The organism is Gottfriedia sp. NPDC057991, assembly GCF_042886615.1.
In the GTDB taxonomy this organism is placed as follows: Bacteria; Bacillota; Bacilli; order Bacillales; family Bacillaceae_G; genus Gottfriedia.
Genome location: NZ_JBHVQN010000001.1, coordinates 1,367,921 through 1,390,080, shown reverse-complemented (window position 1 = coordinate 1,390,080; position 22,160 = coordinate 1,367,921). Strand labels below are relative to the sequence as shown.

15 protein-coding genes are annotated in these 22,160 nt (G+C 33.0%); 4 read left to right on the top strand and 11 right to left on the bottom strand.

Annotation, left to right across the window (positions count from 1 at the left end):
- Nucleotides 1–5: 5 nt before the first annotated feature.
- Genes ACFVR2_RS06980 through ACFVR2_RS06970 form a run of 3 tightly spaced genes read right to left on the bottom strand, consistent with a single transcriptional unit; the run spans nt 6 to nt 3,858 of the window.
- Entirely contained in the window at nt 6–1,433 is a 1,428-nt protein-coding gene (locus ACFVR2_RS06980) for a YlbE family protein (RefSeq protein ID WP_387360127.1), read from the bottom strand.
- A gap of 2 nt (nt 1,434–1,435) precedes the next feature.
- Nucleotides 1,436–2,980, bottom strand: a complete 1,545-nt coding sequence (gene fdrA / locus ACFVR2_RS06975; protein ID WP_387360125.1) for an acyl-CoA synthetase FdrA — start codon at nt 2,978–2,980, stop codon at nt 1,436–1,438.
- On the bottom strand, nt 2,977–3,858 hold the full coding sequence (locus ACFVR2_RS06970; protein ID WP_387360123.1) for an oxamate carbamoyltransferase subunit AllH family protein: 882 nt from the start codon (nt 3,856–3,858) through the stop codon (nt 2,977–2,979). Before ACFVR2_RS06970 ends, fdrA begins: the two co-directional genes overlap by 4 nt.
- A gap of 360 nt (nt 3,859–4,218) precedes the next feature.
- On the opposite strand from ACFVR2_RS06970, the gene ACFVR2_RS06965 reads away from it, so the two are divergent.
- Together ACFVR2_RS06965 and ACFVR2_RS06960 are read left to right on the top strand one after the other, a co-directional pair.
- A complete protein-coding gene (locus tag ACFVR2_RS06965; protein WP_387360121.1) occupies nt 4,219–5,937 on the top strand; it encodes a PucR family transcriptional regulator in 1,719 nt (572 codons plus the stop codon).
- A gap of 32 nt (nt 5,938–5,969) precedes the next feature.
- The gene (locus ACFVR2_RS06960; RefSeq protein ID WP_387360119.1) at nt 5,970–6,842 is read left to right on the top strand and encodes an alpha/beta hydrolase; all 873 of its coding nucleotides are present in this window, start codon (nt 5,970–5,972) and stop codon (nt 6,840–6,842) included.
- A 108-nt stretch (nt 6,843–6,950) separates the two neighbouring features.
- Here ACFVR2_RS06960 and ACFVR2_RS06955 read toward each other — a convergent pair whose 3' ends face one another.
- The 4 genes from ACFVR2_RS06955 to ACFVR2_RS06940 form a co-directional block, all read right to left on the bottom strand.
- Nucleotides 6,951–8,306, bottom strand: coding sequence for a L,D-transpeptidase family protein (locus tag ACFVR2_RS06955; protein ID WP_387360117.1), 1,356 nt, complete (start codon nt 8,304–8,306; stop codon nt 6,951–6,953).
- A 729-nt stretch (nt 8,307–9,035) separates the two neighbouring features.
- Nucleotides 9,036–10,412: a class II fumarate hydratase gene (gene fumC, locus ACFVR2_RS06950; RefSeq protein ID WP_387360115.1), complete on the bottom strand. Its 1,377-nt coding sequence runs from the start codon at nt 10,410–10,412 to the stop codon at nt 9,036–9,038.
- A gap of 283 nt (nt 10,413–10,695) precedes the next feature.
- Complete coding sequence (gene wrbA, locus ACFVR2_RS06945; protein ID WP_387360113.1) at nt 10,696–11,307, bottom strand: NAD(P)H:quinone oxidoreductase; 612 nt, start codon at nt 11,305–11,307, stop codon at nt 10,696–10,698.
- 149 nt (nt 11,308–11,456) lie between these two features.
- Nucleotides 11,457–11,855 carry a DoxX family protein gene (locus ACFVR2_RS06940; RefSeq protein ID WP_387360111.1) on the bottom strand — a complete coding sequence of 133 codons (399 nt, stop codon included), beginning with the start codon at nt 11,853–11,855 and terminating at the stop codon, nt 11,457–11,459.
- Between the two features lie 716 nt (nt 11,856–12,571).
- On the opposite strand from ACFVR2_RS06940, the gene ACFVR2_RS06935 reads away from it, so the two are divergent.
- Nucleotides 12,572–13,357, top strand: coding sequence for a TMEM164 family acyltransferase (locus tag ACFVR2_RS06935; protein ID WP_387360109.1), 786 nt, complete (start codon nt 12,572–12,574; stop codon nt 13,355–13,357).
- A 117-nt stretch (nt 13,358–13,474) separates the two neighbouring features.
- On the opposite strand, the gene fabF is transcribed toward ACFVR2_RS06935, so the two are convergent.
- Nucleotides 13,475–14,707 (bottom strand): beta-ketoacyl-ACP synthase II, encoded by a 1,233-nt coding sequence (fabF, locus tag ACFVR2_RS06930; RefSeq protein WP_387360107.1) that lies wholly within the window; start codon nt 14,705–14,707, stop codon nt 13,475–13,477.
- A gap of 107 nt (nt 14,708–14,814) precedes the next feature.
- On the opposite strand from fabF, the gene ACFVR2_RS06925 reads away from it, so the two are divergent.
- Nucleotides 14,815–15,654, top strand: a complete 840-nt coding sequence (locus ACFVR2_RS06925) for a helix-turn-helix transcriptional regulator (protein WP_387360105.1) — start codon at nt 14,815–14,817, stop codon at nt 15,652–15,654.
- Nucleotides 15,655–16,041: 387 nt separating this feature from the next.
- Here ACFVR2_RS06925 and ACFVR2_RS06920 read toward each other — a convergent pair whose 3' ends face one another.
- The 3 genes from ACFVR2_RS06920 to ACFVR2_RS06910 form a co-directional block, all read right to left on the bottom strand.
- Nucleotides 16,042–16,224 (bottom strand): hypothetical protein, encoded by a 183-nt coding sequence (locus ACFVR2_RS06920; RefSeq protein WP_056465726.1) that lies wholly within the window; start codon nt 16,222–16,224, stop codon nt 16,042–16,044.
- Nucleotides 16,221–17,243 carry a TIR domain-containing protein gene (locus ACFVR2_RS06915; RefSeq protein WP_387360103.1) on the bottom strand — a complete coding sequence of 341 codons (1,023 nt, stop codon included), beginning with the start codon at nt 17,241–17,243 and terminating at the stop codon, nt 16,221–16,223. The genes ACFVR2_RS06920 and ACFVR2_RS06915 overlap by 4 nt, the downstream gene beginning before the upstream one ends.
- Nucleotides 17,244–17,493: 250 nt before the next feature.
- A complete protein-coding gene (locus ACFVR2_RS06910) occupies nt 17,494–21,450 on the bottom strand; it encodes a S8 family serine peptidase (protein ID WP_387360101.1) in 3,957 nt (1,318 codons plus the stop codon).
- Nucleotides 21,451–22,160: the final 710 nt, after the last annotated feature.

Sequence of the window (22,160 nt, the reverse complement as noted above, 5' to 3'; positions counted from 1 at the left end):
GGTTATTATTGGATGTTTTCACTTAAAGTTAATAAAGCCTTTTCAAACGCTTCAACTGGTGGATAAGTGATCCCTGCACCGATCATGCCAATACCTGCTTCTTTATGCGCAATAGCCGTGTTGATGACTGGCATGATACCTGTTTGAATTACTTTTCTTACATCAATTCCTGTTGAGATACCCATGAAATCTAATAAAGGAATCGTGACATTTGGATTTTCATCCGTTGTGATCTCTTTCATTTTTGTAGAAAAGCCAATTGCTTCATCAACTGTTCCACCTACTAGAGCGACAATTGCTGGAGCTGTCGCCATCGCAAATCCACCGATTCCGTATGTTTCTGTAATCGCACTATCTCCAATATCTAAACCTGAATCTTCTGGTTTGTATCCTGCAAACATTGGTCCTACAACCTTTTGTGCTGGTCCGGTAAACCAAGTGTTTCCAGGCATACCACTTACACGAATACCGAATTCTACCCCATTACGTGCCATCGTTGTGACAATCGTACTATTTTCAATACCGTGAGCAGCATCAAGAGCACATTTACAAAGTGCCATCCAAGTTGGACCTGAGAAATAATCGCTGCTAGCTACGAAATCAAATACTTCACGCTTTTGTTCTGTTGTAAAATCTGTTTCCAAAATGTATGGCGTCAAAGCTTGAATTAACAAAGCCGTACCTGCATTATTTCGATTATGACACTCATCTCCCATATGAAGAGCTTGTGCAAGCATTAATCGTAAATCAATTCCGTTTTTATTTAATTTCATCGCATCTCTTAAAATAGGACCAAATACATCGCACATCCAGATTAAACGATCAACAACACTTTGATCATTTGCACCCATTCTTAAGATTTTTGCCATCTGTTCACTTAAGTTTGTATAAGCGATATTTCCGTATGTTTTATTCTCAACAATGTGCATGAACATGGAAGCAGATGTTACACCGGCCATAGAGCCTACACAATTGTGTTCATGACATGGTGAGAGAGTAATTGCGCCAGAAGCTGCAACTTCGTAAGCTTCCTCTAAATCTTTTGCTAATCCTTCAAACACAATAGCTCCTGTAACCGCACCTTTCATAGGGCCGCTCATCTTATCCCAAGTAATCGGTGGACCAGCATGAAGAATCGTATGCTTCGTCATACCTGGCACACAATTAATTGCCTGGTCGAAGCCAATTAATACTGGTTGCGAATTAATAATACGTTCTACAGCTAATTTATTTGCCGCTTCAATCTTTTCTATTACGCTTGAGGCTTCCAACTGATCTAGAGCTGCAATTAATTCAGGATTTCCTCCACCTGGTGGTGTCCATTCTAAATGAGTTGCACTTGCATTTTGCTTTAAAATATCATCTTTAAAAAATTCAATTCCTACGTTTATAGCAGAAATTTTACTATTAAAAAGTTCGTTAATTTTGTTCATGACTATTCTCCTTTCACTACGAATTCTCTTGCTAACAGACCAGCGTTAGTACTACTACTAGCGTGTGTAACCCCTGCAGCTAATAACTTGTTCACTTGTTCATCGAAGTTTTGAGGGTCTAAGTCTGTTCCAAGAACGTATCCAATAATCTCTAAGTGTCTTCCTTTTTTTTCAGCTAAGTCCTTCGCTTCGATTATTGCAGGAAGCATTACGCCAACTGGATCCTCGTGAGAACCATAGCCTAAAACAAAGTCCATAACGATAACACCAACTGATGGATCCTTCGCTTCTTGTAAAAATCTAGCGATTCGAGTGGACGGATCAATCATTGGATGAGGTTTTCCTTGTGTAAAATCATCATCACCTAAGTCAATGAAAGTATGTTCCTGACTAACATTAATGTCTTTTAAAAGGTAATCAGGATTTTTCTGGATATTGCTATATACATTGTCAAATTTATCAATCGCTGCATACATCGCTTCGTCACATAATGTACCGCCACAAAATAATCCACGAATATATTTTTGATCTGGCGTTAATTTTGCACGAACTTCTTCAATTAGAGGAATATTCAAAGCACGTTTGTTTATACTGCCTTCATCAGCTCCCGCTAAAAGTACTGCCTTAAGCGCAGCTTCTTTTGACATTTTCGCAAAATGTCCTCCAGCTTGATCTACTTTTTCTTCATCTCCACCAATGAACCAAACAACAACTGGTTTTTTGCATTGCTTAATTTGGGCTAGTACTTTCTCTTCTACACTTGGTGCTGGTGGCTTAGAAACTAGTACGATTACCTTAGTAGCCTCATCTTCGTCTAACGCTTTAATCGCATCTAACATCATGATACCGCCAACTTCTTCACTTAAATCACGACCGCCGGTTCCGATTAATTGGGTAATTCCACCACCAAAGTCATGGATTCGAACACTAACCTCTTGACTACCAGTTCCAGATGCACCGACGATTCCAATATTTCCTTTTCTTACAGCATTTGAGAATGCTAATCCTACGTTACTAATAATCGCTGTTCCACAATCTGGTCCCATCATTAATAAACCTTTTTCATGGGCTAGCTTTTTCAATTCGATTTCTTCTACAACGCTTACATTATCGCTAAATAGCATGACATGTAGATCATTTTCAAGTGCTTTTCTTGCTTCTCTAGCAGCAAATGCACCATTAACTGAAATAACAGCTAGATTTGCTTCTGGAATACTCGTTGCAGCGGAAGTAATCGTTGAATAAACGATCTCGCTTTTCGCTTTAGATGTATTTTTACTCGTTAATAATTCATCAATTTCTACGAAAGCGTTTTCACACAATTCATTAGTTTCAGCTTTAACAACAATGATCAAATCACTGTTTTTTGCTTCTTCAACCTCAGGAGTACTCAGACCTACATTTTTAATTACTCCTTTATTCATTTCAGTTCCCATTGCAATGATCGCTTGGTCAATACCTTCTATTTGGTTCGCTTTCGTTGATAAAGACATTAAAGATACTGAATCAAAAAATGTATTTGGCTTTACCACAACTTGTACATTCATACTTTACCTCCAACATTCATTTTTGCTTCCAACCCACAGACAAGTCCTAAGGCTAGATCTGTTCCGGATGAAGACCCGATATTTAATACTTTTGTTATTGAGAAAATCAAGTCCTTTTCTGTTCCGTTTAGTAAGGAATGAATTAAAAGAATAATAGACTCTCTCACTTTACCGATTGATGCTTTTTTAATAGCCATATAGCTTATTTCATTTGTTAAGCTTTTCGCTTTTTTAACCACTTCTTCACAAAATACTTTATGTGAAAAGCATGAACTCGTATTAAAAATGGTTAATAATCCAACTAGAAAATCATCACCAGATGGAGTTAATCCAGGACCGAGGCCTATTAGTGAAACGGCATGCTGTAAGGCACTAGTCGTCTGGTTGTTTACTAAATCATTCAATAGCAAACCCGTTCTTTCATGAAGCAGTTTCGACATATGCTTTTCAAAAGAAGTCTGAAAAATAGAGGCTTCTATTATTCCGCCGCTTTTACCATGGTGGTCGATGAAATTCTTCATGAATGCGAGATTACCTTTCAAACCTTCGATATTATTTGGCAATAAAGGAAGGTTGCTCTCCCATTGTTCAACGTTCACAATGTGGATTGATAATTTATTAGCGATGTGGAGAATCTGATCTTCTACATAAACAGTGGCGTTTACTTCTAGATCCAGCTTGTCAAAACATTCGACATCAATAACAAGTGTATTGGGCCCGTTATCAATTTCGCAGCAGGCAACAGTGTACAATTCACCATCTTCTAGGCATTGAATATTAAATGTCCGTTTAAATAAGCTGTGAACAAAACCACTCATATTTGAATTTTTAATTTTTTGGATAAAATCGACATCGCCAGATTTTGCTGTAAATATCATTGAAGTCACCCCATCATTCTGGAAGAAATCTAATTTTCAATCCTGTACACCACACTTAATTTCTTGTAAAATCCATTAGCAGCTTGCATATGATAAAATTTGCTAAATTGTTACAAAATAAGCTAGAAAAAAACATCTTTTAGTCAATTTGTAGTAATTTGATTATTAACCTTCTTTGCTTTTTAGTAAAAAAAACAAAGATTTTCTACAAAATAATTGACGATTAGCTAACCTTACGTGATTATTTTAGTATGCAAACCTCATATCGTCATCGTTTAGAAAAACCAAAAAACAAGGATGTCATTTAGGCATATTGCACAAATATATGTGAGTAAATTTTGTCGAAGGAGTTGAGAAAAGATGTTGACAATAAAAAATCTATTAGAGATTAAAGCACTTGCTGGAATTAAAATTGTTGGAGGAGAAAAGGGCATTAATAACGTTATTTCTCTCGTTAATATTATGGAAAACCCTGATGCGTTTGACTGGTTGTCGTCGAATGAATTACTTCTATCAACTGGTTATATATTTAAAGATCAAGAAGAACTTCAAAATAAAATTATTAAAGAGTTATCAGAAATAAACTGTTCTGGGCTCATTATTAAAATGAAACGATACTTTGATCAAATTCCCCAAAATATGATTGATCAAGCAAATAAGTATGGTTTACCTCTTTTAGAGCTACCATTCGAATATACATTATCAAATGTAATATCGATTATTAATGAAAAAGCATCAGGTAGATATGATTTGTTGAATCGAAAAACGTTAGACATGCATAATACACTCTTTAGTATTGCATTAGAAGGTGGGGGAATTAACAGAATAGCTTCTACATTGTCGGAAACTGTAAACAATCCCATTCTGATTGTAGACGAAAATTGGGATTTGATTCACTCCTCAGAGCACAAAGATAATCCGATCTATTTAGACTATTGTCTTAATCTCGTAAAAGATCGACAAGTGTTCCATAAAGAGTTTATCGATTCAATTCCGCATAGTATTAGCCAAATGAAAAAGCTAATAAAACGCATCTATTATCTAGAGGATTTAGAAATTAAATGTAGAATCCTGCCTATTGGGGTTGCGAATGATATTTTTGGATATATCGTTGTATGGCAAACTGTACATGAATTAACGGAATTTGACTATATTGCTTTAGAGCAGGCATCTACGATTATAGCGCTTGAGATGATCAAGCAAAGGGAAATAGAGGGTGTGAAACAAAAAATTAGAAATGATTTCTTTGATGATTTATTAAATGGAAAAATAACATCAAAAGAGTCGATTAAAACTCTTAGCGACTTACATGGACTAAATCCAAACTATATGTATTACTGTGTGGTAATTAATATAGAATCTGATGAACTCATAAAAATTGAAGACATGGTTGACAGAAGATATAAACTAGAAAATAAAGCAAGAAAATGTGTGGATCTTGTTTATGAGAATTCGAGTCATACATATGGAGAAATTACATGCTTTCATCGAAATAACCGAATCATTATTTTGATTGGACAAAGTGAAAACAAACCTTCTATTTCCTTAAATGAAGCAAAATTATATTCCAATACCATTTTAGAAGTCCTTCATAAAAACATTAACAAAACGACTTTTTTAATTGGAATAGGTCGCCAGTTTAAGACGATTAGTTCACTTCACAAAAGTTTTTCTGAAGCTCATGAAGCCATTAGACTGATGCAAAAATTTGATAAAAATGAAGGAATATCTCATTTTGAGGATTATGCTGTTTATCACTTTCTAGATTCAAATATAAAAGATTTGCAGTTAGAAAACTTTTTTATGAAATCACTTGGAAAGATATTAGAACATGATAATCTTCACGAAACAGGTTATATTCAAACGCTAGAAAACTATTTCAATCACAACCAAAATTTAAGTGAAACAGCAAAGGCAATGTTTTTGCATAGAAACACTCTTATTTACAGAATTGAAAAAATTAAGGAAATATTAAATACAGATTTAAAGAATCCAGATGATTTGCTACAAATCCAGTTAGCCTTAAAGATTTATCGACTTTTACAAAAAAATCTTCCACATATCAACAATGACATATAAATATTTTAAACCTTTTAGTTGGGCGTGAACGTATGAAAAAAACAGTTATTTACAAAAAAAATGATCAATTTTCACTTAAGGCAGACTTTTATGAAACGAATCGTGAGAACGCTCCTGTCGTTATTTATATCCATGGAGGCGGCCTTATTTGGGGAACGAGAGAAGACATTACAAATGAAATGATACAGCTATACACAAGCAACGGTTATTCGGTGTTTTCGATTGATTATAGGCTTGCCCCCGAATCCAAGCTACCAGACATACTTGAAGATATTCAAGATGCACTTCTTTGGATTGCAACTGAAGGACCAAATCATTTTTCGATCGATCCAAGAAAAACCGTTATAATAGGAGGTTCTGCTGGCGGTTTTCTTGCTCTTTGCTCTGGAATATTTAAGCTAAAGCCGCGTGCAATCGTTTCCTTCTATGGGTATGGAGATATTAGTGCTAGTTGGGCGACAAATCCAAGCTCTTATTATTTGCAATATGACTTAGTTCCGAATGAAATTGCTGCAATGCTTCAAACTACTGGTGTCATTTCAGAAGGATCAATTGAAAAGCGCTTTTTAATCTATTTACATGCAAGACAGCAAGGAGTATGGGTTCAAAAATTAACAGCAGTTGATCCAAAGACAAATAAAAATCAACTTCTTAATTTTTGTCCCATTACTCACATCACAAAAGATTACCCACCTACTTTATTTTTACACGGCACGAATGACAAAGATGTTCCGTACGAACAATCTGTATTCATGAGAGCTGCCCTAATAAAAAATGGAGTGAAAACAAAGCTCATTACGATTCCAAACGGAGAACACGTATTTGAAAAGGAATTCCATCTCCCAATCGTACAAGATGCATTAAAACAGATGATTGAATTTCTCCAACAGACAATACTAGAATAAGCTCAAAAAGAGAAACCAGAATAATACTGGGTTCACTTTCGGACGTTTAAACATAAAAAAGAGGTGTCTCATTGTCAAAATTCGACTATGAGACACCCCTTTTTTTATTTACGCGATTGGAATACCATAAGAACGGGCAATTTTTCCATTTGAATTTAAAGAATTAGCAATAATGACTGTTGTTCCTACGTTAACTTGCTCAAAAAGCCATTGTATTTCACTATTATGCATTCGAACACAGCCTGAACTTACTGATTGTCCAATGGAACTTTCTTTATTGTTTCCGTGGATACCATATGCAGTACCAACACTTAATCCTAGCCAGCGGTTACCAAGTGGATTCCTAGGATCGCCTCCAGGAATATTTCCCTTGTACCATGGGCGGTTCTTCACTTTGTTTGAGATTACAAATTTTCCAGTAGGTGTAGGTGTTGACGACTTACCTGTTGCAACAGTAAAAGTTTTTAGAAGGTTACCATTACGATAAAAAGTTAGTTTATTCGTCTTTGTATTGATAATCATTAATTGACCATTTGATAACGAAGAGCTATTTTTAACTGTATTAACTACTGGTGAAATAGAATGTGATACGCGCAATGTATATGGTTTACTTTGATTATTACTCTGATCTAGAACGATTACTTTGAGGATTGAATTCGCTTTTTGTTTACCAATTTTAACAGTAAACTTTCCTGTTGAGCTAACTGTAATATCACCGATTGGATTTCCGTTCATATATACTTTTACAGTTGCGAAAGGCTCAGATATTCCAGTAACATTCTTTGATTGATCATTTATAGTAGAAAGAGAAGTAATGGATGGTGCAATCGAATCTTTTACAATTACAGTAATCGGTTTACTTTTTATTCCTTCACTAACCCCAATGATGCTTATTTTAGTAAATTCTTTCAATGATTTTATAGCATCATTAAATTCACCCTTATCGTTTGTTTTCACGGTATTTATTAATTTAGAATCTTCATACACTTCTACCTGACTATTTGAAAGAAATAACCCTTTAATAGCAGTTGATTGATTTGTCACTTGATTAATGATAGGTGTCGGTAAATCTAAAATTGTAAAATTGATTTTTTTATCAGGGATTACTAGATTTTGATAATCAAATTTAATTGAATCAAGTTTATATTCTCCTTTTGTAAATGAACTTGTAATCTTCATTTTTCCAGAAAAAGAGTTGTTAGAGGTTTTTATTAAAGAAATATCTTTTCGATTCGTACCATTTGCAAATGTTAAGGAAACATTTTCACCACTTTTTTTCGTTTTTAAACTGATCTCAATTGTCTGACCATAAGTAGACTTTTTCGTATTTAAGTTCATATGATCTATATAATTAGAGAACTCATTATTGTTAAAATTAAACTTAAATGTAGTGGCATTCGCTTTCGGTATGAGCACTAGGATTACTAACATTACCAGAAGTATCCATATAATTTTATTAGACATTGGCTCTCTCCTTATTTATATTAAATAACTTAACTAAAAGCTTTGAAGATTCCAAAATTCATTTTTGTTAAGTCTTGTAACGTTATATTTCAGCAATTGCTATTATTCATGGATCACACTCCTGAAAACTTATATATGTATCATAGTTTTTAAATGTATCAATCTTTGTCATCGGTTGTTTCAAAGTTGTAAACATTTCGCTTTTAACCTAAATGAATTAAAAATAAAAAAGCCAAGAAAAAATTCTTGGCTTTTTTATTGACCTATTCTTTTGGGTGGCATATGTAAAAAAGAAAACAGTATTAGTACTTTTCTTTTTTTACAAGTTACTTACTATAAATGGGATAGTGATTACTGTTATTAACATTAAAATCCAATTGTGTTTTTTTAGTTTATCTTCAAATTTTTGCATCTCATCTGCTGAAATTGTTTTAATGGGCTTCAATTAATCCGCCTTCTTTCTGTTTAAGTAATATTTAAGGATAAGGTGATTATAATGTATTGATGTGAACTTAATGTGAATTTTACGATATTTTTTTAATATTGTTCATCCAATAAAGCTCCAAAATCCAAGATTAAACTGATTTTTAGCCGCTCATTTTCCTAAAGTCGGAAATAAGTATTGAAAAGTTGATAGAAATTTAGATGATGGTATGTGAGTATTAAAAAAAATCCTGATGCCTATATAGTGGCCATCAGGATTTTTTTTGATTCTGTTTAGTGATATGACTAAATCATGTTTTCAGGTCTAACAATTCGATCGAATTCTTCTTCCGATAAATAACCGGTTTTTAATGCAGCTTCCTTAAGTGTCAAATTTTCGTTAAATGCTAACTTCGCTATTGTTGCTGCTTTTTCATAACCAATATGAGGATTTAATGCAGTTACGAGCATAAGTGATCGATTTAGATTTTGTTCAATCACTTCTATATTTGCTTCTATGCCTTTTGCACAATGATCGTCAAATGAATTAATTGCGTCTGAAAGTAATCTAACTGACTGAAGAAAATTATAAATAATGACTGGTTTGAACACATTCAATTCAAAGTTTCCTTGACTAGCAGCAAAGCCTATTGTCATATCATTTCCCATAATTTGAGTTACAACCATTGTCAGTGCTTCAGATTGGGTTGGATTTACTTTCCCTGGCATGATTGAACTTCCTGGTTCATTTGATGGAATAGTTATTTCACCTATACCACTTCTAGGACCACTTGCCATCCAGCGGACATCATTCGCGATTTTCATTAAATCTGCCGCTAATGCTTTTAAAGCACCATGCGTAAAAACAATCTCATCATGACTAGTTAATGCTTGGAATTTATTTTCAGCAGAAATAAATTGAAGTCCAGTTAACGAACTAATTTCTTCAGCCATCATCGTTCCAAAACTCGGATGTGCATTGATTCCTGTACCGACAGCAGTCCCACCAATAGCTAACTCGGCAATAAATTTCAAACTATCTACTATCATTTTTTCACTTTTTTCAAGCATACGATGCCAACCACTTATTTCTTGACCTAGCGTTATAGGTGTTGCATCTTGCAAATGTGTTCGTCCAATTTTAATAATCTGTTTAAATGCATTCATCTTTTCACTTAATGTAATTTTTAAGTTTTTTAATGCAGGGAGCAGTTGCTTATTTACTGCAAGAGCACTTGAAATATGCATTGCTGTTGGGAATGTATCATTCGAGCTTTGAGACATATTAACATCATCATTTGGATGAATTTTTTTATTGTTTCCTTTTTCTGCTAAGAACTCATTCCCACGGTGAGCGATTACTTCATTAACATTCATATTTGTTTGTGTACCACTTCCCGTTTGCCAAACAACAAGCGGAAAGTGATTGTCAAGCTTACCTTCTAATATGTCATCTGCGGCACCAATGATTGCATCTGCTTTTTCAGTATCTAATTTTCCTAGTTTTTTATTTGTAATTGCTGCACTCTTTTTAATTAGAGCTAAAGCATAAATTAATTGAATAGGCATTTTTTCAGTACCAATTTTAAAATTCTCAAAACTTCGTTGTGTTTGAGCTCCCCATAGTTTATTTACGGGTACTTTTATCTCACCAATTGAATCTTTTTCAATTCGATAATCCAATTTTTTACCTCCTAGTTTATAATCAGTAAATCATATGTAAAAAGATGGATTCCAATTATTAATTTTGACAATGGTTACAGTAATGTTATGTAAGAATCGAATGATTTCTACTATCATTCGAAAGTATTAAGATGCAAATTTGATGTAAATTTTGAAACTTTAGTTAACGAATAAATTGTAAAATCTTTTAAAGTTTAGTGCCATTTAAAATTTAATTAACTAATTTATGTATTTTAAAATATAAGTAAGCTAATCGAAAAAATCTCGATTAGCTTACTCATATTTATTGATTTGCTTTTTTTACCATTTCAGCGATCGTAACTGTACGCTTTGCCTGATGTTTTACAGCGGCTTCTACATTTTCAATCATTTTTCCATCCTGACCAACAGTAACACTAGTTCCATATGGATTTCCACCTGCTCCAAATGTTACAGGATCTGTATATCCAGGAGTAGCAACAATTGCACCCCAATGATACATTGTTGTATAAATCGATAAAATTGTTGCTTCTTGGCCTCCATGAGGATTTTGAGCAGAAGTCATTGCACTAACAACTTTATTTACAAGTTTCCCATTGAACCATAACCCACCAGTTGTGTCTAAAAACTGTTTCATTTGTGCTGGCATACCACCAAATCGTGTAGGTACACTAAAAATAATTGCATCTGCCCATTCTAAATCTGCTAAAGTTACTTCCGGAACTTCCTTTGTAGCTTCTAAATGCCCTTTCCAAACCGGATTCCCTTCGATCACGGATTGTGGTGCATGTTCTGGTACTTTAAGCACTTTTACTTCTGCTCCAAGTTCTTTCGCTCCATCTTCAGCCCATTTTGAAAGCTGATAATTTGTTCCACCCATACTATAATAAATCACTGCTAATTTTACATTTGTCATCTTTTCCGTCTCCTTACCAAATAATTTGGATAAAAATCCCATTTAGTACACCACCTATTATTTCTCTTTTTTATAATCTAGATTCATTTTTAAACAACACATATAAATTAATTTGAATTTTTTTGTAAAATCAATTCTACGGAGATAAATTAGAATAAAAATGCATCTAATGCATATTTACCAGGACCTATTAAAGCTATCCCAATCGCAACTGATAGCAATGTTAAGTTGTATTCATATCCGTTAGCTGTTACCCATAAACCATTTGGCCCATGAACTTTAATAATTGCCATCACCATTGTTCCAGCAATCATGATTCCTGCAAGTGGTGTTAATAGACCTAAAGCAAACAAAATTCCCCCAATTAGTTCTGCTAAACCGGCGAAAAGTGCAATCATTACACCCGGTTTCATGCCAATTGATTCAAACCATCCACCTGTACCTTTTAAACCATGACCACCGAACCAGCCAAATAATTTTTGAGCACCATGACCCACAAAAAGTAAACCGACTACTAAACGAATAATTAATAAACCAATATTTATCATCTTAAAATCCTCCTAATTTTTTTATCTTTAATCCGAGATATTATATTAAAAAAAATGATAACTTAAACACATTATTACTTACTTTTTTAAGTTGTACTATTAATCTCTAACTCATCAGAATATGGTGAATCAAACAATTTTTGAACAGTATATTTTCATTACAATCCCTTCAGATGTTAATGTCACATGTATTACACAAAGGTCTTTAAAAACAGTAATTTCTTATAATAAACCTCTTTGTCATTATTTATTTATTCACCTCCTGAAAATTATTTCGAATTAAAATATCTTTAACTTGAGATAATAATAATACGTATAAACTTGATTGTCAATCTGATTAATCTAATTGAACTATAGAAATTAATTTAATTAATGAAATGAATTCAAGTTTACCTATTTTTAGTTATGTAATTCTTAATTCATTTCCTAATACAATGATCTCATACATATTGGAAATCCCATTTTTTAATAATTTCCTTAAATTTAAAAATCGTGGAATATATACATTCCTTATTTCTGTACAAGATTACTGTGAACATTTCAGGTTCTTTCTAAAATTTTTTTGAATAAATCAATAATAGGTGTTGATTACTTGAAGTCTTTAGTCTGATCGCTTAATGATACGTTTTTTGCCGAACGAATTACATTAAAAAGTAATGGGGGTAAATCGCGTTGAAAACAAGTGTATTTTACTACATGAAGGAAAGTATAGTTCAATGACCTTTCAAATGTGGAGTCCATTCCATTTTTTATTTATGTCGAGTCCCTTTCTATTTGTAATTTTGTTTTATTTTCAATTTAGACGCTTTAACCATCAGACGTTACGTTTGATTGGAATGGGGTTCTCACTTATTGGGATCGCTCTTTTAGTTGGACGTAATATAGAAATTTATCACAAAGTGAATCAAATCTCACCTGAAGAAATCCCATTACAAATTTGTCATTTTGCTAATTTTATTTTATTTTTTGCTTTTTTATATGAAAGTGAATTGCTATTTTCAATTGCGTTTTGTTTCAACCTTCCCGCTGCTTTAGTAAGCATTATATTTGCTAACGGTCTTTCAAACTATCATACTCTCCTAACATGGCAAGGAATGGCGTATCTTTGGGGGCATATGCTAATCGTAGGAATTGTTTTGTGGGCGTTCTACAATAATATGGTTGTAATTAATTTAAAGATATTACGAAAAACAATGACGCTCATTATTGCATTGTACATTTTATCAATCTTTGTAAATAATTTGTTTATGAAATGGATGGTGCCCTTTACATCTAATTACTTTTACACAATGGCTCCTGAAAAAGGAACTCCATTAGAATATTTTTACAATTTGGGTAAAGAAACAACAACTTTTGGACTTCACTATAACCTAGTGTATTTATTGCTCCTACTTCTAGTTGGGCTTTTTGTTGTATTCTTCTTTTATTTAATCTATCTATTTTTGAATTTATTTAAAAACAGTCAAATAAAGAAACTAAATGAGCAGCATTATATGAAGTAGGCATCGAATTATGGTCCATTATAAAAGCAACAATTTAGTGTTGGTTTTTTTTCAATATAAAGCCTCTTATTTAAAAGAGGCTTTTAGATTGTTGAGATATAGCAACTACAATATCACTTAAACGTACTTTTTCAATACAATGGCAGAATTATGTCCACCGAAGCCGAAAGAGTTTGAAATACCAATGTTTAATTCTTTTTTCCTTGCCCCTTCTGATACATAGTCTAAATCACAATCAGGATCTGGTTGGTTTAAGTTGATTGTTGGAGGTATAATTCCTTCTTGAAGACTTTTCACTAAAGCGATTGCCTCTATTCCTCCTGCTGCGCCAAGCATATGTCCAAGCATTGATTTATTTGCTGTAACTGGAATATTATAAGCATGTTCGCCAAACAGTTTTTTTATAGCCATCGTTTCAGATTGATCGCCGAGTGGGGTACTTGTTGCATGTGCACTAATGACATCCACATCTTGTAATGCTATTTCTGCTCTATTTAAAGCATTTCTCATCGCTAAAAACGCTCCTCGTCCTTCTGGATGAGTTGCAACCATATGATATGCATCTGAACTTGCTCCATAACCAATTACCTCACATAAGATGGGGGCATTTCTATTTATTGCGTGTTCCAATGATTCTAACACTAAAACCCCCGCACCTTCACTCATTACAAATCCATCTCTATTGGCATCAAAAGGTCGACTTGATGAAGTAGGTTCAGGATTGATTGATAATGCCTTAGCGTTTCCAAAACTTGCTAAAGATAATTGAGCTATAGCAGCTTCTGTTCCACCCGCAAAAATAACATCTGCTTCTCCATTCCGAATTGTATTGAATGCTTCTCCAATAGATGAATTTCCTATAGAGCATGCAGTTACTGGTGATAAAGATGGACCAAGAGCACCTAATCTAATACTTATTTGAGCTGCTGCCGCGTTTGATATCATCATCGGTACTAAACTTGGACTAACTCTCGCAGGTCCTCTTTCGTTTAATAAATTTACATTTTCGATAAAGGTATTAATCCCACCGATTCCTGATCCTACATATACTCCTAAACGTTCAAGGTCCATTTTTTCTAATTGTAGTTGTGAACTTTCTAAAGCTTGTTCAGCAGCTGCTAAGGCAAATTGACAAAAACGATCTAATTTTCTTGCTTCCTTTCTTCCCCATCTTTCTTCGGCATCAAAGTCACGGACAATACCTGCTACTTTCGTTTTTATATTTGATACATCAATCGTATCAATAGTAGTGATACCTGATTTTCCGTTAATTAAGTTATTCCAAACTGTATCTACATCATTTCCTAGAGGAGAGATAACTCCCATTCCTGTAATAACAATTCTTCTCATCATAAGTTCTCCAATCGTTTTTTCTTTATTTTAACGTTTATTTATCCTATTACAAGTTGTAGTTTATCCTAGTATAATTTATACTACGTTCAGAAAGGAGTTATGAAATGAATCGAGAAACACGACTTGAAGCACTGTCAGAATTTCTAAAAACTCAGCGGTCAAAAATAAATCCGCAAATGGTAGGATTACCAGTTGGCACTCGTAGAAGAACCCCTGGTCTTCGTAGAGAAGAGGTTGCCGGGTTAGCAGGAGTAAGTACCACATGGTATACCTGGCTAGAACAAGGAAGAGATATAACAGTATCGAATTCCGTATTAGACGCCATTTCAGATGCATTACAACTAAATAAAGATGAACGAAATTATTTATATGCACTTGCATTACCGGAGGCTGAAAAACGCTCTTTTTCAAATGAAGAAGAAACAGTCATTAGTCCAGCCCTGACTAAAATATTAAATGAACTTCGAAACTGTCCGATCATTATTTCAGATCGAAGGTGCCATATTGTTGGATGGAATCCGGCAGCAGCTCACGTATTTTTAGATTTCGAACAAATTCCAAAAGAGGAACGAAATCTTATTCAATTGCTCTTCTCCAGAAAAGAATTTAAAAGTTTAGCTGTGAATTGGGAGCATTTTGTGAAAGGCTTTTTAGCAATTTTCCGCACATATTACGGACAATATGTAGGGGATCAATGGTACACTTCCTTTATTAATGAAATGGAAAAAAATTTCCCAGAATTTCATGAACTCTGGAATGAGAGCGAAGTAAGTTCGGCACCAGATGTATTAATTGAGTTTCGACACGCAAAAGTAGGTAAAATGCTTTTTAACTTAACATCTTTACAAGTTCAAGGAAACATTGATTTAAGATGTAGTGTTTATACTCCTGTTGAAGATACAAATACAGAATTTAAGTTAAGAAAACTGATGGGTAATGAGTAGATTTTATAAGTGCAAAAGCTTGGCACCCTGCTTTTCAGATTGTTGAAAACATGAGTTTGTCAATTAGTGTCCACATGATCATTGTTATGTAAAGTAGGTTTTGGGTGAGTTCCAACATGGTCTGAAATGATTATTTTATTTATATATTTTTGCTTTTTTCTTTCTCATGAAGGCCATATGAGGTACTACATTTCAAATTTTTGCTTTTTTACTAACTCATGAAGCTCTTATGAGGTACTACTTTTCAAATTTTTGCTTTTTTACTAACTCATGAAGCTCTTATGGGTACTACTTTTCATCTTTTTGCTTTTTTACTTACTCATGAAAATAGTAATTAAGTTAATTTAAAAACAAAAAAAGGGTAACTAATTAAGTCACCCTTTTGCTTTAATATGCATTCATTTGATCTGGAGTTCCGTATTCTGCTTTGCGACGAAGAACAACAATTGCTCTTTCAGTTTTACCATTAAAATCAGCAAGTCCCTTTTGGCCAATACCTTTTTCAACTTTTGGATAGAAATCTTTCTTAGATTCCTTTTTAGCATCATTTAAGTTTATATACCTAGTCATACAGAAACACCTCCAAACAGTTCGTTTATTGTTTTCATTAATCTTTTATTTCTTCCTAGTAGGAAGTCTTTTTCATCTTCAGTTAGATCGATTGCTTCATACTCTTCACTTGAAAAAGTGACAGTTAGTACCATACTATTTTCAATAGGATAGCATATTAAGTATGTATTGTAAAATTCACTTTTTTTAATAAAAATAATTTCGCTATTTAGATAACTATCGATCACAAAGATTCGATCATCAACAATATCTTCATTGAAATCAAAATGATAAAAATCGATTCTGGATTTTTTACCAGCAACATGTTTTAAACCGTCAGACCCTTCTACTTTCCATACACCTACATCAGCAATTTCATAACCTTCGGGTACACTATGAGCCCTTTTTAGATTATCTGATAAGAAGATCGCAACTTTATTTCGGTCTGATTTTAAAAGTTCTAATGTTAGAAGTGTACTAAATTTAGCAACAACTTCACTTTCTTTTTTTTGTACGATTAAATCATCAATTTTATTTTGAAGATCAGGAAATAAGCCTTTTTCTTTAATCTTTCTCTTTATTTTTATACAAGCTCCAGCCACTTCTTGAACGATATCCTTATCATCACGTACATCATATTTTAATGAATTAAGACCGGTTAAATCCGAAAGCAAATGATAGTTCAGCGGTTCTATAGAGTTTTTATGTACTATGCCCTTAGTATCATTTGGCATAATGTAAAAAACTCGTCCTCTTTTTAAACGCCCCCAAAATAGTCCCATTTCAAACATTGTATTATCTCTTGTTGCTAAATATTTCTCATTTCGAATTTCCATAATATCGTCTGGAGTAAATATGAATACTGCAAAATCATTTGTATCTAGTTGCCTTTCTAAATCATCCATTGTGTACTCTAGTTCTTCAAAAGCATTCATCCACATTGTGACTTCCGTATCTCTTTTTAGTCCTTCAAATACGGCTTCAACATAATGAATAGCTTCCGCTGAAGAACCAATAAACACTCTTGGTTTCCTCACCATAAATACTAGATCCTCCACTTTTCAATCACTAATTATTACAAAATAAATAGGTTGGCCAACGAAATGACCAACGTATTTTTGTTTAATTTTACCAAATTCAAAGATAAAACGTCTATATTATTCAAAATATTTCACAAAATTTGTTGCCTTTTAATTTCCCTCAGTAAAGGTAATTAAACAAGTCAAAATTCAAAAAAAAATCCCGATATACTCAAAAGAGCAATCAGGATTTTTATTTTGCTAATGCTTATTATTTAACTAATGAAAACTGAGTTAATTTAAATGAATCAACATTTATTAACTTGTTTGTTGCAGCATTAGATTTTGTACCAGTAGCAACAATTTTAATCGTGTGAGCTTTATTTTCTAGATTTTGTAAATCAAAAACATTTACTTTATATTTACGGCTTGAAGAATAAAGGTCAATTTGCTTTATTTTTTTACCATCAATATAAATATCAGCTTTACCCATATTCTTATCTTTTAAAGCATATACAGTAATACCTGTACCACTAAAATTGTATTGAAGTGATCCAGTAGATCCTTTTGTTTGAGTAATCGTTCCACCAGAAGCGCTCGTATAATTTAACTTACTCCAAGTTCCAGAATATTTTACATTGGAATCATTGTTTTCTACTGATTTCGTTGTTTGCACTGAAATATTTATACTATATTGGCCAGAGCCTTTTACAGCAGAAGGAACGATATAGTACATTCCAGTTTTTGTTGGTTTAAAGACTATTTTTTCAGTAGACGTGCTACTAGCAGACTTTTTCAATTCTTTCGTACCATAAATAGTTGATGTACCGATGTTGTATAATGAAAGATCAAAGTTTGCATTAGTAGGGCCAGTTAACGTAATTTCATATGTTTTGCCCGCGTCTAAATTTTTAGCCCAAACATCTTTAAAGTCTTGTGCGTCAGTATTAAGACTTCCTTTTGCAGTACCTGTTATATAGATTCTTCCTTTAATATCATCATCGTTTACGTAACTAATTGAAGCTGAATAAGGTGTTTCTGTTTTATCCAGTGTATTAATTACCACAACATAGTTGTACGTTTTTCCTGGCGACATTGCAGTTGTATCCATATAAGACGTTGTAGTAATAGGTGTTTTATTTAATTGTACATAATCAGTTTGTGACGACTCTTTGCGATAAATAGTATATGATGCAGCCCATTTTGGAGCAGTCCATGAAATAACTGGATATTTCTTTGCTGTATCAAATGATGTTTTTAATGAAATTGGATTATCTTTTACGATAAATTTATCCAAATTGATCCCTGTAGCAGATTTTCTTGCCGCTGAATCACTTTTTCCAGTCCATACAATTCTGATAGAGTGATTGCCATAAGTTGTAAAATCATATTTTAATAGACTTTGCTTCGATTTCAACGTACTATCATAAAGCGATGGAGATGCAATCTTATTGCCGTCGATATAAACATCAGCAATTCCTTGAGTTGAATCTTTAAACCCTTGCCATTCTATGCTAGACCCAACAAATGAGAAATTAACTTCACCTCTAGAATTAAGGACTCCTGCCATTTCTTCGGAGAATTGTGGATTAAATGCTGGATTCCAATCTCCATCTAAAGTCACTGAGTCAGAATCATCTTCATACGATCCACCGAAATTGCCAGAATATAGCTTGTAGTTTCCTGAACCTTTGTAATCGTAGACATTTACAAAATAGATTCCAGTTCTAGGAGCAATAAAGTTTATTTTTTCTTTAGATGAATTTATGTTTTCTGAGTATGCAACCATACCATTCTTATTATTTACACTAGCTGTTGATTCATTGTAAACATACAAGTCAAAATCGGTTCCTGCTTGCCCATTTAATGAGAAAGTGATGCCTTGGCCCTCTTTTAACGAAATTGCATAAACATCGTTTTTATCTTTTGTAGAATCTAGACTTCCATTTAATATACTTTTATCTAATGGAATACCTGGTGTATCATTGTCGTCAAAGTTATCTAGAGTTGATGATTTAACAATTTTCCCAGTGCCCACAAGATCTTTTAGTGAATCTAATTTTGTTCCATTTGCACTTGTATATAACTTAAGCATCTCTGGTGACATGTTCGGATGTAAACCTAATAAAATTGCAGCAGCACCCGTAGTATGTGGAGTCGCCATAGATGTTCCACTATAATAATCATATGCTTGTGCATAATCAGAAACATATTTAGAATTAATTTTTGTTTTTTGATCATCATTCGAAGTTATATAATCAGCAATGTAATAAGGTAAATCATATCGGTTTACGTCAAATTTAGTATTTTCATAGATTCCACCAGATAAACCTTCAACATTCAAACTTGGACCCATATCTGAATAAACATTTAAATGTAAAGAATCTTTTACAAATGATGACTTTTCTTGGCCTATTAAAGCGTTAACACCTGATAATAATAATTTACCGCCACTTGTAAGATAATTTTTTAATAATTCTGTATCTGATTTTGTTAAAGTAGTACCTTCATCAGAGTTTAATCCAATAGCGTTTCCTGTAAACCAAACTACAGCATCGTATTGTGATAAATCAGTACTATTCATTGATAAAGACGATTCTGAACTGATCGTAACCGTTTTTACCGAAGAATACTTAGACAACAGTTTTTGATAAGTTGGTAAATAGTTTTTAAAGATTTTTGAAAGTTCAGGAATACCTTTTAACATTTCTGCAAGATCATTTTCATCATCTTGAACTAGTAAAATTTTCTTATTCGTATCCGTTAAATCTAAATAATTTAATGCTTTATCAAAAGCATCTTGTCTTTGTTTTTCAGATATCTTTTCATATCCAATTCCATCAAAGATTGCTTTATAATTATCTCCATTAATTTCAGCTGATGCGCCAGCCTGATCAATTTTCAATAATTTTGTAATTTCATCGATTGGGTATTTAGGGACTGAGCTTAGAATGTCAACTCCAGGAGCCGCAACATCTACAGATTCAGCGCCATAATTAGAGAAATCTGCTAATTTACCTTTGTTATCAACCGCCGCAACTGATAAGATATTAGCACTTTCAAAGCTAGCAGGATAAGCGCCTTCTTCATCATTATCCATTCCATCATTACCTGCAGCAGCTACAAATAAGCTATTAGAATTTTCAATTGCTTCTTCAAGTAATGGATCGTATTCTCCACCACCCCAGCTATTATTGGTGATTTTAACGCCCATACTTTTAGCGTATTCGATTGCTTCAATCGCATCTGCAGATGTTCCACCCTCAGGACCGATAAACTTTAACGGCATAATTTTTACGTTAGGAGCAACACCAACTACACCTTTATTATCTTTTAGATTTGGACCTTCTAAAGCTCCAGCAATTGTGCCAGATACATGAGTACCATGGTCATCTCCATCAAGTGCATCGTAAACAGTGTTATCATCATTATAAAAATCCCAGCCATTTACATCATCAACATAACCGTTATGGTCATCATCAATACCATTACCAGGAATTTCCTTTGTGTTTGTCCAAATTTTTCCTTTTAAATCTGGATGGTTAATATCAACGCCCGTGTCAATTACACCAACTACTACTTGCGCTTCAGGTTTCGCTAACTTTGAACTAAAATTCGTCCAGCTTTCAGGTGCGTCTACATCAATATTCTCTTTTCCTACACTCTCATTGATGGTTTGTCCGATATTATTAAGTCCCCATAATTGATCATAATAGTCAGGAGCATTATTAAAGTCAGAAGCATAATATTTGTAGTTCGGTTGTACAGATTCAACGTTTGGATCCTTTTTTAGTTTCGTTATGTACTCATTAGTGCTTTCACCAGTTGGAATATGTACCACTTCAGCGTTTAAATTCTTTAATTTCTTTGAAGACTTTAAAGAATACTTTTTCTGAAGTGTAGTGATTTCACTTGAAGTCACTTTCTTTTTATATTTAACGATTAATTCACCTGGTTGTTCATTATGATTCGTTACTGAATGTTTATTTTTTAATTTATCTCTTAATTTTGTTTCAATTTTAGATTCTGCCTTCTTAGGGAGTACTTTACCACTTGCTTTTGGTACTTCCTTCATTTGGCTTTTTCTAAGGTTTTTACCAGAGTTTACCTGATTAGCAACTGTACTATTAGCTCCTGTTACTGAAGCAGCTTGAACTGTCCCAGAATAAATACTTGAAAATAAAAGAATTGTTGATACAGGTAAAGCTAAATAATTTTTTTTCTTCATAGTTGAGCCCCTTTATTTAATAGATTCAAAGAAAATAAACTATACACACATCTGTAACAATTAAATATTAATCCATTCGTTTAAATGATGGATTTAATTTTATATGTAGTTACATCAGTTCCAAATCAAAACGATCAACCCCCTCCTTTCCCTTGGAATTATTTTCTAGTAATCACTTAATAATACCTTTTTGTTTATTCAAAAACAGAACTTTTGAATTTGATAATAGATGTTTTTGGGAATTTTCAAGGTCTAATTACCTGTAACATGATTAAGAAAATAATCGCTTATACTCACTAATAATAGAATTAGAGATATAATTGTAACAAACTCTTATTAATTGTAAGTTATTTAAAATAAAATTAACATATAATTAATTATTTTTATAGATAAATAGAAAAATTTTCCTTAACATTTTTTTTACTTTAATTGTGGAAATAAAAAAATGCGGAGTAAAAATAAGAACTCACTTAATTTTATCCCACAGTTAAGTACCTTCTACTTATTTATTAAACTCAATATAGGTTGCTGAATTTACATCAATTTTAACTTTACTGTATCCTTCTAAATAATAAGTCCCTACTGGAACGGTTTGTGTAAGTGTGTCGCCGTAATAGAATGATAGATTTGTTGGTGTAATTTCGTTTACAAGATTTTTTAGGAAATTAACTTAAATACAAATTAAAAAGAGTCTCCTAAATTTTGGAGAC